Consider the following 15348-nt stretch of genomic DNA (forward strand, 5'->3'; position numbering starts at 1 on the left):
GAAATACGATGTTGTATCGAGCTAGGTCTGTCTTCTTTCGTCGTGAAGCGCCACTCGAGCCGGCGTGAACAAGATTGGGGAGCTTGCTGTTGCGACCGGCTATTTGGTAGCAGTGTCGTGACTATCTGGTAGCGCTTCAGTGAGTATCTGGTAGCAGCTCAGGGCGCTCGGGATGATACTTCCGGTAGCCGCACCACTCGGGTGCGGCGCGTACTGGAAGGAGTCCGCTGATGACGGATTACCGTGCGGTGATGACGCTGCTGATTAGGAAGCGTTCTTACCGCCAGATTGAAGACCAACTCGGGTGCTCGCACCGCGCGATTTCCCGAGCGAACCAAGCGCTGCGAAGCCTTGGCTTGACCACTGCCCAGCAGGTCGCGGCGTTGACGAATGACGAGCTGGACGAGATATTCGTTGACAAGCGCAGTAGCGGGCAAGGCGAGTTCGTCCCGATTGACTTTGACGCGGTCGTCAAAGCACGCACAGGGCGTGTGAAGCAAACACTGCAAGTATTGTGGGCTCGGTACACCACGATCCCCGCCCAGCCGGGTCAGCGTCACTACAGCTACGACCGGTTCCGCCAGTTGGTTGCTTCCCATGTCGATGCGGCCGGGCTTACCGCCCGGATCACCCATGCACCAGGGCATACGATGCAGGTGGATTGGGCGGGGACCAAGATGTGCCTGTACGACCCTGCGGGCACACCGGGTGCGAAAGTCAGCATTTTCGTTGCCGCGCTGCCGTATTCAGGGATGCTGTTTGCCTGTGCGTGTATTGACCAGCGGCAACAGTCCTGGCTTGATACCCACCGTCAAGCGTTTGACTACTTTGGTGGGGTCTGCCAGGTTGTTGTCCCCGATAACGCGTCGACGGCATCAAACGCGATCAGCACTGCCGATAGGAATCGGAAGGTCAACGACACTTACCAGCAGTTCTTGGAGCACTACAACACAGCAGCACTTCCTACGCGCGCGCGTCGGCCGAAGGATAAAGCGAATGTGGAAGCTGCGGTAAAGATCGTCACACACAAAGTCATCCACGCCCTTGAAGGCCACCAGTGTGTTGACTTGGACGAGCTCAACGGAAAGATTGTGGACTTAGTCGATGCAATCAACAGGTCCGTGCCGTTTCGCAGTCAGCACATCAGCCGCAGGGATCTCTTCGAAGAACACGAGCAGCATCTCCTTGCTGACCTGCCGACAACCCCATGGCAGCACACCGAGTGGAAGCGCGCGAAAGTGGCCCCTGATTTCCATATCACGGTTGCAACGGTGCGCTACTCCGTCCCGCATCAGCTTGTTGGCCGCACTGTCGATGTGCGCATCACAGGCCAGGTCTTGACCGTCTTTGATCAGGGGACGACCGTGGCAACCCACCAGGTTTCGCATAAGCGTGGGGCCTATGTCACTGACTATGAGCACATTCCATCTGGAATGGACTCCACCCGTGGACTGTGGACCAGTGACTACTTTTATCGCGAAGCCAGCAAAACCGGCCCGGCAACACGCAAGGTCATCGAAGAACTCATCGCGGCGAAAGCCATCCCGGCCCAGGCGTACCAGTCTTGCCGAAATGTGCTTTCGATGGGCAAACACGGCAACAAACCAATCCTGGAAGAGGCATGCCAGCGCCTGACCGCCAACGACGGCAGCCGACGGGCGGTGTCATATACCGCAGTCAAAAACATGATGGCCGCCATACGCAAAGAACACGCCACCCGGCCCCGCGGATTAGACCAGGCCCCGCGTAGCACCACAACCGCCCAGCCTGTAGCCGCTGACCGGGATACCACCGGCGCGTTTCTCGGCGGTGCAGACCAGTTCAGCATGGACAACCTCGCAAAGAAAGGAAACTAAACCCCTTGTCATCACCAACCCCGCCAACAGATCGCTTCCTTGACGAATCCGTCCTGCCCGACTTCACCGCGCTGCGGATGACAGCCTTTGGCAGAAGCGTCATCGACATCGCCAACGATCCCGCATTCGACACATGGACGTTTTCCCAAAAGGTGCTCTACGCACTTGATAAAGAAGTCGCGGCCAGGCGCGAGCGACGCATCAACAAACTGCTGAAAGCATCCCGATCTCCAAACCTTGATGCTTGCCTTGAAAACGTGGTCTGCACGCCTGACCGCAACATCAACCCCGAGCAAGTCAGCAGACTCGCTCACGGACAATGGTGCCACCTGGGCCAAAACATTGTCATCCTGGGCAAATCCTCAGTCGGCAAAACCTACCTCGCCCAAGCCCTGATCACAGCAGCATGCCGCAAAGACTACTCCGCACGGTTCTACCGCACCGACATGCTCGCCGCCGAACTGGCAGTCCTCCAACCCGATGACCCTAAACGGCTGAAATTCATCCAGCACCTCCACGACGTCGATGTCCTAGTCCTCGATGACTTCCTGACCACACCTGTTGATGCCGCGACTGCGCACCAACTTCTCAACATCCTCGCCGGCCGTGAAGGCAAAGTCTCAACGATAGTGACCTCACAATTCACCCCACTGGAGTGGTACAAGTCCATCCCCGACGCCGTGATCTCCGAGTCAATCCTCAACCGACTCGTCTCCGGCGCCGAGATCATCACACTCGAAGGACCAAACATGCGCCTGAACACCAACGCATAACCACCAACAACGCCTGAGTGAGACACCGCTACCGGATACTCACTCAGGCGCTACCAGATACTCACCACACCGCTACCATTTCAGTCTTCTGAACAGCTTGCTGTCCAGCCCAACGACTCACTTAGTACTGCCGCGGGTTCTGACGCGATCGTCGGCAGCTGGGGCGTCATCGTGGTCGAACGCGCTGGTGGATACGAAGACCGCTTAGAGGTTTCGCCACAGCTTTATCTCCTCGCGCAGTTCTGCCCAACATTTCGTGGAGTTTCTGAGAAGAGTTTCTTATGCGTGTCTCCCTTCGCGCTCACCGGGAGAGCTTGTGGTTGCTGTTTGAGGCTCACGGTGAGCGCGAAGGGCGATTAAGAAAGAACGGAGGGCGGGTAGCTGAGCGCGAGGGGCGGGTGGCTGAGCGCGCAGGGCGCCTGTTGTGCCTGGGGTAGGGGAGGGCAATTCCACTAGCAAGAAAGGCCCCGGCCACCACGCTCGTTATGAGTTCGTGGTGGCCGGGGCTTTGCTCGGCGCTGTGCTGTGTGCCAGCGCCTGTGGCGTTAAGCGCCTTTAAACGTCGAAGGCTTCCTCGAGCAGGTTCTTCTGCTCAATCTGGTGAACCTTCGCGTTACCGGTAGCAGTCGAGGACTGCGAGCGGCGGGACACGCGGACCATCTCCGGCATATCCGGGATGAGGTCGCGCAGGTGCTCGTTGTAGAACGGCCACGGGCCCTGGTTGGCCGGCTCGTCCTGCACGAAGCGAATCTGCGTTGCGTTCGGGTAAGCCTCGAAAGCCTCACGCAGGCGGTTGAACGGAATCGGGTGGAGCATCTCCACGCGCACGATGGCGATGTCATCGCGGCCATCGGCTTCCTTCTTCTTAGCCAGCTCCCAGTAGAGCTTGCCGGAAACCAGCATGATGGTCTTGACCTTGTCGGTATCGCCGACCTTCTTGCCCTTGATGTCCACGAAGTTCGGGTCGTTGATAACAGACTGGAATTTCTTGACCTCAGTGAAGTCCTCCACGGAGGAGGTTGCAGCCTTGTTGCGCAGCATGGACTTCGGGGTGAAGACCACCAGCGGGCGCTTCATCTCACCGAGAGCCTGGCGGCGCAGCAGGTGGAAGTGGTTAGCCGGGGTGGAAGGCTGAGCCACAGTCATGGAGCCCTCAGCGCACAGCTGCAGGAAGCGCTCGATACGGGCGGAGGAGTGGTCCGGGCCCTGGCCCTCGTAGCCGTGCGGCAGCAGCAGGATCAGGCTGGAGAGCTGACCCCACTTGGCCTCGCCGGAGGAGACGTACTCATCGATGATGGTCTGTGCACCGTTGGCGAAGTCACCGAACTGTGCCTCCCAAGCCACGACAGCATCCGGGTTACCCACGGTGTAGCCGTACTCGAAGCCCATGCCGGCGAACTCAGTCAGAGCCGAGTTGTAGACCATGAACTTACCGCCATTGCCCTTGGACTTCGCCAGGTGAGCAACCGGGTTGTGTTCCTCACCCGTGCGCGGGTCGAAGGCCACGGCGTGGCGCTGGGTGAAGGTACCGCGGCGGGAATCCTCACCGGCCAGGCGGACGACCTTGCCGGAGTTGGCCAGGGAACCGAAAGCGATGAGCTCGCCCCAGCCCCAGTCGATGCCGCCTTCGCGCGAGGACTTCTGGCGGTCCTTGGCCACCTTGGCCACGCGCTTGTGGTACTCGAAGCCCTCCGGCGGGGTGCCGTAGGCGTCACCGATCTCGGCGAGCTCCTCGGCGGTGATGGAGGTGTCCAGACCGCGGGTCAGCTCCTGGGAGGAGGTGATACCAGTCTGCTCCTTGGGGCCGGCCTCTTCAGCCTTCTTGTGGTCGGCGAAGACGGACTCCATCTGGTCGTGGAAGTCACGTGCAGCTGCCTCTGCCTCTTCATCGGAGAGGTCACCGCGGCCGATAAGCTCTTCGGTGTAGCGCTCACGGACGGACTTGTGGTCATCGATGATGTCGTAGAGCTGCGGCTGGGTCATGGACGGGTCATCGGCCTCGTTGTGGCCGCGCAGGCGGTAGCACACGAGGTCAATGAAGACGTCCTTGCCAAAGCGGCGGCGGTACTCGGTGGCCAGCTTGCCCACCCAGACAACTGCCTCCGGGTTGTCGCCGTTGACGTGGAAGACTGGGCAGTCGAAGCCCTTGGCCAGGTCGGTGGCGTAGTGCGTGGAGCGGCCGGAATCCGGGGTGGTGGTGAAGCCCACCTGGTTGTTGACAACCACGTGGACGGTACCGCCGGTGGTGTAGCCACGCAGCTGGGAAAGGTTGATGGTCTCCTGGACCACGCCCAGGCCGGTGAAGGAGGCATCGCCGTGGAGCATGATCGGCACAACGGTGTGGCCCTCGGCACCCTTGTCCAGGATGTCTTGCTTGGCGCGTGCGATACCTTCCATGACCGGGTCGACGGCCTCAAGGTGAGACGGGTTAGCAGCCAGGGTGACCTTGATTTCACCGTCACCGAACATCTGCAGGTGCTCGCCCTCAGCGCCCAGGTGGTACTTCACGTCACCGGAGCCGCCCATCTGGCCGCCCTTATAGTTGCCGTCGAACTCGCCGAAGATATCTGCCAGCGGCTTGCCCACGATGTTGAAGAGGACGTTGAGGCGGCCGCGGTGCGGCATGCCGATGACAACCTCGTCGAGGTCCTGGCCAGCGGCGGTGTCCACGATGGAATCCAGCAGAGCGATGAGGGACTCGGCGCCCTCCAGGGAGAAGCGCTTCTGGCCCACGTACTTGGTCTGCAGGAAGTTCTCAAAGGCCTCAGCAGCGTTGACCTTCTGCAGGATGTACTTCTGCTCGGAGTTGGTCGGCTTCGGCATGCCGGCCTCAATCTGCTCCTGCAGCCAGCCGCGCTCATCGCGGTCGAGGATGTGGGCGTACTCGGAGCCAACCTTGAGGGTGTAGGCGGAGCGCAGGCGGGTTACCACCTCGCGCAGCGTCATGGTCTCCTTGCCGCCGAAACCACCGACGTTGAAGGTGCGGTCCAGATCCCAGATGGTCAGGCCGTGGGTAGCGAGGTCGAGGTCGCGGTGATCCGGCCAGGGCAGGCCCGGCTGCTTCCAACCCAGCGGGTTGATGTCCGCCAGCAGGTGGCCACGGGAGCGGTAGGCCTCGATGTACTGCATGACGCGCGTGTTCTTGTCGACGCCCGTGTTGGGGACGTCGGCAGCCCAGCGGAAGGGCTGGTAGGGAACACCCATGGACTCGAAGAGCTCGTCCCAGAAGGCATCATCCAGAATGAGCTGGCCCACGGTGCGCAGGAATTCACCGGATTCCGCGCCCTGAATGACGCGGTGATCATAGGTGGAGGTCAGGGTAACCAGGCGGCCGACGCCGAGGTCTGCCAGGCGGTCAGCGGAGGTGCCGGCGAACTCGGCCGGGTAGTCCATGGATCCCACACCGATGATGGAGCCGGAGCCCTTGGTCAGGCGGGCGATGGAGTGACGGGTGCCGATGCCACCCGGGTTGGTCAGGTTGATGGTGACGCCGGAGAAGTCATCCATCGTCAGCTTGTTCTTGCGGGAGCGGTCAACGATGTCCTGGTAGGCATCGATGAACTCGGAGAAGGTCTTGTTCTCCGCTTCCTTGATGGCAGCGACGACGAGGGCGCGGGAGCCATCCTTCTGCGGAAGGTCGATGGCCAGGCCCAGGTTGACGTGCTCCGGCTGGACAACGGTGGGCTTGCCGTCCTGAAGCTCGTAGCGCACGTTCATATCCGGGTGGATCTGAACGGCCTTGACCAGCGCGTAGCCCAGAATGTGGGTGAAGGAAATCTTGCCGCCGCGGGTGCGCTTGAGGTGATCGTTGATCATCGCGCGGTTTTCCCACATGAGCTTGACCGGGATGTCACGCACGGTGGTAGCGGTGGGGATCTCCAGGGACTCGTCCATGTTCTTGGCGATTGCCTTGAACATTCCCTTGAGTACGCGGGAGCCCGGCTCCGGTGCTTCCTTGATGCGGTCCAGCGGGGACTCGGACTTTTTCTCCGTCTTCTTCGCAGCCTTCGCGGGTGCGGAGGAAGCCTTCTCCTCAGCCTGGTTCTTCTTCGGTGCAGCCTGTGCCGCGCTCTTCTTCTGGGTGGGGGTGCTGGATTGAGCGTTCGCAGCCTTGGACTGTGCGGCCGGCTTCGGTGCTCCGTTGGCCTCAAAGTACTCGCGCCACTCCTTGTCTACGGAGTTCGGGTCCTTGGAGTACTGCTGAAACTGTTCGTCAATCAGCCACGCATTCGGGCCATAGATGCTCGAGTTGCTCACGGCAGATGCTCGCCTCTTTCTGTGCTTCTAAGTTTGTCTTTATTCGACTCTAGTAGGCCAATCCACGGGTGCGAAAGGCACCCCGAAAAGTGTCTCCCCTTATGATACGGCCCTTGTAAGTTTGCTCACTAACCTGAGCGGGTTTCGCCCCTTTTATTCCCCCTGCAGGGGGGAGAGTTGGGTACCCGCATGGTTGATTACTTGGCGGCCCAATTTACGGTTGGCGGTTGTTCCCAGCACCGCGCCTACACCCATCGGCAGCAGTTTGGATACCCATGCCCACTTGAGCTTCTTGGTGGCCTGCTTCATAAACAGCTTGGTCAGGCGGCCGTTGAGGCCGCTGAGGGTCGGACCGGAAAAACGCGAGAGGGTAGCAGCGGAGGTGACGCCAGACAGCGAGGTTGCATCCCCCACAAAGGTATCGACCAGCGCGCTGCCCTGGGAGCCGGTGAGTACCACCAAGACCAGCGCGCGGCGGCGCTCCTTATCCCGGATGTTGTCACCGCGCAGGTGCGCGGAGGCGAGGATGTACCAGGCGGCGGCTTCGAGGAAGACCAGGGATTCCGCGCCGATAGTGGCCGCACCGGTGACCAGACCGATGCCAGGGATAGCCGCGGAGGCGCCTGCGGCAGCACCGGTTCCGGTGATGATGTTCATGAAGTGCTTGTCAATGAGCTCTTGTAACTCCGCCGGGCTGGCGTCGGGGTTACGCTTCTTTACGCCCTCGACATAGTTGATGATGACGGAGGACTGGACGGAGACGATCTTGTCGATGGCCCCCAGGAATCCCTTAGTAATTCGGTTGGCCTCGTCTACCTCTAAGGAGCCCACGCTCTCTGCGGTGCCGGCTTGATCGACCGATCCTTCCCGGCGACTAACTGCTTTGCCTTTGTCGTCCTTGCCAAAGACCTTGTCCAACATTGTCTCACCTAACTTCTTTACTAAAACTGCGTGTGAATTTGAACAGTATGTTTACCACCGTATCGAAAACGTTTTATTCAGCGCGCCAGCAGGTTAGCGCATTAGGGTATGAGGCATGAGCGAGTTTGAGCCTTCCCCCTCGCGTGAGGTCAGCGCAGCTGCAGCGCGCTTGCTTGCCGAATCCCTGCATGCCCGTGCCCGCGCCGCGCAGGAGGCGGCACGCACCGCGCTTGCCGACGATCTCACGGTGCTCACCACAGGAGGTTGGGTGCGCGGTTGCATCGAGGAGGACTTGCGTCCGGACCGCCCGATTTCCGCGCCGGTGCGCTCGTGGCGCGGTATCCCTTTTGGCGCGGATACCTCGGGTGCCAACCGCTTCATGGAACCGCGGCCTGCCACGGCGTGGGAAGGAATCCGGGATTGCCGCGAGTTCGGGCACGTGGCCCCGCAGCCGGTGTACTCCTGGACCGACCGCATCGAGGGCGCAGAAGATTGCCTGACCCTTGATGTTGTCCGGCCGCACCATACGGGTTCGCCCAATACACCGTCGGGTTTTAAGGCAGGGGAGAAGCTGCCCGTCGTGGTGTATTTGCATGGCGGCAGTTTCATTGTGGGTTCTTCCCACATGCTGATGCTGCGCGGCTTCGAGTTCGCAGCCCAAATGAACGTGGTCTATGTTTCGGTGAACTTCCGACTAGGAGCCTTGGGCTACCTCGACCTCCGAAGCCTGGGCGGTGAGGCTTGCGCCAACCCCGCTGTGGCGGATCAGGTCTTGGCGTTGGAGTGGGTGCGCGAGAATATTGCGGCTTTCGGCGGGGACCCAGATAACGTGACTCTCATGGGGGAATCCGCCGGCGGCGCGGCGGTCCTCACCCTCATGGCGGTGCCGCACGCAGAAGGCCTTTTCCACCGCGCGATTGCGCAATCGCCACCGATCGGCATGATTCATTCGCGGGCGCAGTCGGTGTTTTGGGCCCGCGAGCTGGTTCACAAGATGGCCTTGCCGCGCGATACCACCGCGGATGATCTGCGCCGCGAGGATTTTGCGGACTTGGTGCGCTCCGGCCAGTCCATGATGTGGCGCGCGGGCGAGTTGCTGTACCTGAACTCCTGCTATGCGCCGACTGTCGACGGCGACCTTATCCCGCAGCATCCCATCGAAGCCTTTGAGAACGGCAACCAGCACCCGGTGCCGCTGCTGGTGGGAACTAACTCCGGTGAGGCCAGCTTTGGAAAGTTCCTCTTCCAACGCCCGAGCGCCCGCGAGCGCGCGGCCCTGCGGCTGCTGGCCTCTTTCGATCCGGAGAGCGCGCCGGATGTCATTGCGGCGTACGGCGGTGCGGTCTCACGCCGCGACTTTGGGGACTTGCTGACCGACGCCCTCTTCTGGGCCCCCACCGTCCGCGTGGCTTCGGAACACGCGCGGCGCCATCCGACGTGGATGTACCGTTTCGACTTCGCACCGGCGGCGCTGCGCTGGTTGGGCTTGGGGGCGATGCACTCGATGGAGCTCTCCAATATCTTTGGTGATCCGGGAGCATCGCGCGTCTCCTTCCTGAACAGCATTGCCAAGCCCTCCGAAATGGAGGACGTGACCGGGGCCATGCAGGCGCAATGGGGCGAGTTCATTCGGGGTGGAGCGCCTTTGGACAACTGGCCGCACTACCGCGCGCCGCAGCGCTCGACCATGGTTTTCGATGTGGAGCCGCGCGTGGAGGAGGCGCCGATGGAGGGGCGTCGCCAAGCATGGGAGGCCTATGACATGTTGGAGTGGGGGACTGGGCGCCCGGAGATTCTGAAGGAACTGGGATTCCTGCTCGATGAGGAGAGCTATTGACGGAGAACGCAGGTAAGATGTGTGGGGCCTTGGCAGCAGCCCGGGTGAGACTCCCACATGGACGGATGTTAATCACATGAGCTTTTTTGAAGATATCGCCTCTGCGCTGGACGGGGAGGGCATTGAGTCCCGCGTCAACGACGATGTGATGTTCGTGCCCATCACCTCCGATTTGGAAATCCAGTTTGTGGAAATTGACCCCATCCTGCCGGCGGCCAACGTCTACATTGCCGCAGCTGACGTGGATGAAGACGATGAGGACTTCGAGGCCGTTTTAGTTTCTGTGGCGTTCTCCGTGGAGGATGCAGTCGAGGCCGTGTCGCGTCACATCGCCACCGACCAGGTGGTGACGGTGCTGCGTGATCTGCTGGAGGGCACCGATGAACGCATCGCTGAGCTGGAGTTTCTCCAGGATGAGTTCAATCCGAACCTCGTCGTGGCGGAGGTGGCCAATGACTCGGAGCTGCGCGTGCTGGTGGAAACTATTGACGGTGTCCCGAGCGCGATCGTGCGTTTCCTCTCCTTCGACTTCGATGAGGAAGAGCTCGATGAGCTAGAGGATGAGGCAATCAGCAAGCTCTGGGAATTTGATAGCCCGGAGGACATGAGTGAGGAAGAGCGCGTTGCCATCTTCGGTGATGCGGAAGACGAGGACGGCGGGCTAGCCCCCATCATCGAGGTTCCCGCCGAGGCCCTTGAACTGGGTACCTACACTGACTTCGACCGCCTCTTTGACGTGCTGAGCCTGGTTTCTGATCAAGCCCTGGACTGGGAAGCCCAGCTGGTGAGCATCGATGACTCTGACTTCGACGAGCCTGAGGTCTATGACATCTTCGGCGCCGATGATGAGGACGATGATGACGTTCTCTTCGACGACGATGATGACGATGACGATGATTACGACGAGGACGAAGCAGAGGACGCCGATAGCGACGGTGACTCCGAGGACTAAAAGCTCCCAGGGTAGGGTAGGTGCGTACTTTTCCCTACGTTAATGAGGAGCGACGAAAACACATGCCGGATAAGAAGGCATCACGGAGTCAACGTCTGTGTGTTGGCTCCGCACTAGTGTGTGCGGCTCTGGCTTGGGTCCTGTCGCTGAATTCGAGCTACGGTAGCGGGGACTATGTTTTTGGCTCCGTCCTCTCCACCAGCGTGTGGGGCCTGACCCTGCTCGGCGCCCTTCTCTTCCTTGCCGCACAGTGGCGTTCTTTAGGACATCACGCAGTGCTCAACCCGTTGCTGGCGGTGGCAGTTAACCTTGTGTTGTCCTCGTTGATCTTCAACGTGAACATTCCCTTGTACCTAGACATGATGGGCACGGCATTCGTGGCAATTGTCTACGGACCCGTCTTGGGAGTGGGAACGGCGCTCTTGACAGCGTGCTTGGCCAGCATCAACAACCCGTTGCTTTTGGTATACCTACCGGTGGCTGTGGTGGTGGCCTACCTATTTGGCTGGCTGGCACGCCGTGGTGCCTTTAAACGGATGTTGGTCATGATGCTCACCGGCGCTGGTGTGGGTGTAGTCGCCGGGCTGCTGACCGCATTGTGCTCCTTGCTCCTGCCCGGTGAGTACGGGCAAAGCGGACCCGTCAAGCTCATGGCGCTGTGGGAGCTAATTTTGCATGACGGACGCCTGGCAGTTCTTTTGCAGAGTCTGAGCTCCGACGTGATTGATAAGACGTTCACGGCTCTCGTCGTCTGCGTAGCTATTCGCTTGGCACCGCAGTACATCCTCCGCCTATATGACTATCCGGAGACGCGCCCATCCCGAGACCGCGTCTTAACGGAGGACAGGTTCACGCTTTCCCTCGATGAGGAACCACCCCGCAACCTCCTGGGCCGGATACAGCGCTACTTCTAACCTGACTTAGGTCATGGGTGGGTGAGTAACGTCACTCTTGACACTGTTACCTGTTGGTTTTCGTCGGTGGGGAGGAATTTTTCCGCACTAAGTGGGTAGTGCCGGGGGTATTCAGTAGTCTGATTTTTGTGAGTCCTTATATTCGCACTGTCAAGACCGCTTCTGGGGCGATGGCGGTGCAGGTGGTGTTCTCTGAACGCAAAGGTGCGAAAAGGATGAAGCATATCGGCTCAGCGCATTCAGAGTCTGAGCTTGCGCTTTTAAGAGCTGAAGCTCAACGCATCGTTGATGGTGACCAACTCGCATTGGACTTCGGCGAGGTAGAACACATCCCACCGGCAACAGGCAGCGTTTGCCACCCGCTGCCGGTAGTCGGTCAGCGGGCCGGATACTTGCTGGACTGTATTGATGCGTGTTTCAACGAGCTAGGTCTTGCTGTAGCAAGCGGTGATGATCAGGTGTTTCGGGATCTGGTGCGTGCCCGGATCATCCATCCCGGCTCAAAGCTGGATTCCATCGAGACTCTTGCCGAGGTTGGCATCACCAGCGCAAGCTACCGCACCATCCAGAGGCGTCTTCCCACCTTCGCAACCGAATCGTTCGGGGAGATACTAACCCAAGCGTTGGCCCATCATGCAGGTATCGGGCCAGGTACTTTTATCTTGTACGACGTGACCACCTTGTACTTTGAAACCGATACCGCTGATGAGCTTCGCAAACCCGGGTTTTCCAAAGAGCGCCGCCTAGAGCCGCAAATCCTTGTCGGGCTGCTTACTGATGCCACTGGGTTTCCACTGCATGCGGGGGCGTTTGCTGGCAACTCGGCAGAAACCCACACGATGCTGCCGATGATCACACGGTTCCAAGAGGCCTACCAACTCGATGAAGTTACCGTCGTTGCTGATGCAGGCATGTTCTCCGCGGCGAACAAACAAGCCCTCATCGATGCAGGTCTGCACTACATCTTGTCGGTGAAAACCCCCACCGTGCCTGAGGTGATCGAAACCTGGCGGTGGGAACACCCCGGTGAAGACTACACCCACGGCCAGATCTGGACACAAGCCTCGGCAAGTGATGGGCGCAAACACACAACCCCGAATACGGTGACGCATTACCAGTACTCCCACGATCGGGCCAGACGCAGCCTGCGCGGAATCAAAGAGCAAGTAGCGAAAGCCAAACGCGCTGTTGACGGCGATATCGCTATCAAGCGCAACCGCTATATCGATCTTTCCGCCCCGAACAAGAAGGTCAACTATGCTCTTGCTGCCAAACACCGAGCCCTTGCCGGAATTAAAGGTTATGAAACCGACCTGACCGCGCTTGCCGCCCAGGAGGTTATCGGGCATTACCGCAGGCTATTTAACATTGAGAAATCATTTCGGATGTCGAAATCAGACCTGAAAGCACGCCCAATCTACGCCAGGAAACAAGACTCCATCACCGCACATCTCAACATTGTCATCGCAGCACTAGCCGTGGCCCACCTAATGGAGACCCGCAGTGGTCAATCCATCAAACGCCTGGTGAGAACACTCAAAAAATACCGCAGCTTTGAACTCGTCGTTGGCGGCGAAACCATCCACGCCGCCGTACCGCTTCCACCCGATATCACCGCCACCATCCAAGCAATCACCGGCCGCGAACTTCCGCACTAAATTGGCCTAAGTCAGGCCATCCCGAGACCGCGTCTTAACGGAGGACAGGTTCACGCTTTCCCTCGATGAGGAACCACCCCGCAACCTCCTGGGCCGGATACAGCGCTACTTCTAAAAGCTCTCAGAGCTCTCGTAGCTGCGTGGCTCCACCCACTCGGGCCACACCCGCATTGGACAGGAGCCAAGAGAGTATTAGGCGGCTTGGCTGAAGCCTTCGAAGAGGGAAAGCGGTGAATGCACCGGGGTGTAGGTGCTATCTACCAGCCACACAAACGTCGCCGCACTGCTGCTGGAAATCTCATGAACTGCGGAGACAAGCTCTTCTGGGACCAGTGCCCGCACCCAGGCTTCCGCTAGCGAGGGAGTAACGGGACGTCCAGTCGGATCGGTGATGCGTACGGTGATGAGATAAGAAGGCACGCGCTTTTCGCCATAACCCAGCACGCGGGCCTTGGCCCGCTCGCCCACGCGGTGGCGCGAAACAGTAAAAGTCAGCGGTAGCGATTCGCGGCCCTCTATGGCCACTGGTGGCAGAACCTTCGATGGTGGCCGCCACTGCGGAGTGGGCCGCGCGAGCGAGCGAGGATGGCGAATGATGCTCTCCATGGAGCGAAGAGTTTCATGGTGGTGGTAGAGGATCTCCGTGGTCAGCTCACCGGGGCTGAGCGTGGACGGGGACGGAACGGACTGGTGAATACTGCTGTAATTCTTCATGGCGCACACACTAGATGCCTGTGCGGACATTCCACATCAAAGTGTAGAACTATTGTTCGACGATTTGACGTCGTGGGCTAGAGTGAGTGGCGATATGAAAAATACTGCAGAACCGCAGGTAAAAATCCCGCGGGAAATTTGGGTCATGGTCACCGCCGGGTTCATCATTGCCTTGGGGTACGGGCTCATTGCACCGCTGCTGCCGCAGTTCATCGTCAGCTTCGACGTCTCAATGGCCGCAGCAGGCCTCGTAGTCTCCGTCTTTTCTGCTAGCCGCCTTGTCTTCGCACCCGCCGCTGGGTTCCTCATCGACCGCGTGGGCACGCGCCGCGTCTACGTGACCGGCCTGTTCACCGTGGCGGTGACCACCGGCCTGGTGGGCGTGGCGCAGGAGTACTGGCAGATCGTCGCGCTGCGCACTATCGCCGGCATTGGCTCGACGATGTTCACCGTCGCGGCCATGGGCCTCATTGTGCGCCTGGCACCACCCAGCATTCGCGGACGGTGTTCGGCCACCTATGCCACGTCTTTCCTCCTTGGCAATGTGATTGGCCCGCTCGTGGGTGCGAGCCTCTCTTTCTTAGGATTCCGCTGGCCCTTCTTCATCTACGGCGTGGGCGTCGCCATCGCCGCGCTCGTTGTATGGATTCTCATGCCCTCGGTCAATGAGGCCGATGAACGTCGGCGCCACCTAACACCAATGCGCTTGGAGGAAGCCTGGGAGGATACTGCATACCGCGCAGTGCTGACGTCGAACTTCGCCCAGGGCTGGATTAACATGGGTGTGCGCGTAGCGGTCCTGCCACTGTTCGCGGCCGCCATCTTTGCCAACGGCGCATCCACATCGGGCGTTGCGCTAGCGGCCTTTGCCGCGGGCAACGCCATCGTTCTGCAGTTCTCCGGCTCCTGGTCAGACCGCGTGGGGCGCCGTCCACTCATCGTTGCGGGCCTTGTGGGCTCCGCGTTGTTCGTGGGCACGCTGGGCTTGGCGACGAACATCGTCTCCCTCCTCATCCTCTCCGCCCTGTCCGGCGCGGCTTCAGGCCTTATTGCCCCCTCGCAGCAAGCAGCCGTAGCGGATATCGTCGGCTCAAAGCGCTCGGGCGGCCAGGTGCTGTCGACATTTCAGATGGCAGGTGACTTCGGGCAAATCCTAGGCCCCATCGTCATTGGACTGCTGGCGGATAAGTACGGGTTTGAGACTGCCTTTGGCTTCTGTGCGGTAGTGGCTGCAGCCGGTGTCGTGGCGTGGATTTTCGGCCGCGACACCTTGGGGGAGAGAAAAGGTATCCTGCACGGCCTGCGCCGCCGCTACCGCCCACGGCGATAATAAGCGTGGTTCTAGTGAGTGCGGCGTGCTTTCTTGCTGCACGCGGCCCAGCGAGGGGTGGTGCCAGTCTTGAAGCTGCGCTCCCTAAAGCGCGTAAAGCCATAGATGGAAGTTTCAGAGCCGTTATCTGGGCGGC

Annotated in this window: 10 protein-coding genes; 7 read left to right on the plus strand and 3 right to left on the minus strand. The window is 60.1% G+C overall.

The genetic code is table 11. The features are described from left to right. Positions 1-230: 230 nt before the first annotated feature. Complete coding sequence (istA, locus tag CAURI_RS05290) at positions 231-1856, plus strand: IS21 family transposase (RefSeq protein WP_012714971.1); 1626 nt, start codon at positions 231-233, stop codon at positions 1854-1856. A 5-nt stretch (positions 1857-1861) separates the two neighbouring features. Further along, positions 1862-2629 carry an ATP-binding protein gene (locus CAURI_RS05295; RefSeq protein WP_012714980.1) on the plus strand — a complete coding sequence of 256 codons (768 nt, stop codon included), beginning with the start codon at positions 1862-1864 and terminating at the stop codon, positions 2627-2629. Positions 2630-3184: 555 nt separating this feature from the next. Here the strand turns inward: CAURI_RS05295 and CAURI_RS05300 are convergent. Further along, positions 3185-6886 (minus strand): multifunctional oxoglutarate decarboxylase/oxoglutarate dehydrogenase thiamine pyrophosphate-binding subunit/dihydrolipoyllysine-residue succinyltransferase subunit, encoded by a 3702-nt coding sequence (locus tag CAURI_RS05300; protein ID WP_010187206.1) that lies wholly within the window; start codon positions 6884-6886, stop codon positions 3185-3187. A 153-nt stretch (positions 6887-7039) separates the two neighbouring features. Beyond that, positions 7040-7807: a hypothetical protein gene (locus CAURI_RS05305; protein ID WP_010187204.1), complete on the minus strand. Its 768-nt coding sequence runs from the start codon at positions 7805-7807 to the stop codon at positions 7040-7042. 115 nt (positions 7808-7922) lie between these two features. Here CAURI_RS05305 and CAURI_RS05310 point away from each other — a divergent pair, with 115 nt between their 5' ends. The 4 genes from CAURI_RS05310 (at position 7923) to CAURI_RS05325 (ending at position 13168) form a co-directional block, all read left to right on the plus strand. Then, complete coding sequence (locus tag CAURI_RS05310) at positions 7923-9644, plus strand: carboxylesterase/lipase family protein (RefSeq protein WP_010187202.1); 1722 nt, start codon at positions 7923-7925, stop codon at positions 9642-9644. Between the two features lie 76 nt (positions 9645-9720). After that, on the plus strand, positions 9721-10596 hold the full coding sequence (locus tag CAURI_RS05315) for a hypothetical protein (protein ID WP_010187200.1): 876 nt from the start codon (positions 9721-9723) through the stop codon (positions 10594-10596). A 62-nt stretch (positions 10597-10658) separates the two neighbouring features. Beyond that, positions 10659-11510, plus strand: coding sequence for a hypothetical protein (locus tag CAURI_RS05320; RefSeq protein WP_010187199.1), 852 nt, complete (start codon positions 10659-10661; stop codon positions 11508-11510). Between the two features lie 128 nt (positions 11511-11638). After that, positions 11639-13168 carry an IS1634 family transposase gene (locus CAURI_RS05325; RefSeq protein WP_041729485.1) on the plus strand — a complete coding sequence of 510 codons (1530 nt, stop codon included), beginning with the start codon at positions 11639-11641 and terminating at the stop codon, positions 13166-13168. Between the two features lie 192 nt (positions 13169-13360). Here CAURI_RS05325 and CAURI_RS14110 read toward each other — a convergent pair whose 3' ends face one another. Further along, on the minus strand, positions 13361-13882 hold the full coding sequence (locus tag CAURI_RS14110) for a hypothetical protein (protein WP_236660830.1): 522 nt from the start codon (positions 13880-13882) through the stop codon (positions 13361-13363). Between the two features lie 94 nt (positions 13883-13976). On the opposite strand from CAURI_RS14110, the gene CAURI_RS05335 reads away from it, so the two are divergent. Beyond that, positions 13977-15212, plus strand: coding sequence for an MFS transporter (locus tag CAURI_RS05335; protein WP_010187191.1), 1236 nt, complete (start codon positions 13977-13979; stop codon positions 15210-15212). Positions 15213-15348 lie beyond the last annotated feature (136 nt).

The organism is Corynebacterium aurimucosum ATCC 700975 (genome assembly GCF_000022905.1).
Taxonomy (GTDB): Bacteria; Actinomycetota; Actinomycetes; order Mycobacteriales; family Mycobacteriaceae; genus Corynebacterium; species Corynebacterium aurimucosum_F.

Coding starts and splice junctions, on each gene's coding strand:
- istA (WP_012714971.1), top strand. CDS start 231: ATGACGGATTACCGTGCGGTGATGACGCTGCTGATTAGGAAGCGTTCT.
- CAURI_RS05305 (WP_010187204.1), bottom strand. CDS start 7,807: ATGTTGGACAAGGTCTTTGGCAAGGACGACAAAGGCAAAGCAGTTAGT.
- CAURI_RS05310 (WP_010187202.1), top strand. CDS start 7,923: ATGAGCGAGTTTGAGCCTTCCCCCTCGCGTGAGGTCAGCGCAGCTGCA.
- CAURI_RS05315 (WP_010187200.1), top strand. CDS start 9,721: ATGAGCTTTTTTGAAGATATCGCCTCTGCGCTGGACGGGGAGGGCATT.
- CAURI_RS05320 (WP_010187199.1), top strand. CDS start 10,659: ATGCCGGATAAGAAGGCATCACGGAGTCAACGTCTGTGTGTTGGCTCC.
- CAURI_RS14110 (WP_236660830.1), bottom strand. CDS start 13,882: ATGAAGAATTACAGCAGTATTCACCAGTCCGTTCCGTCCCCGTCCACG.
- CAURI_RS05335 (WP_010187191.1), top strand. CDS start 13,977: ATGAAAAATACTGCAGAACCGCAGGTAAAAATCCCGCGGGAAATTTGG.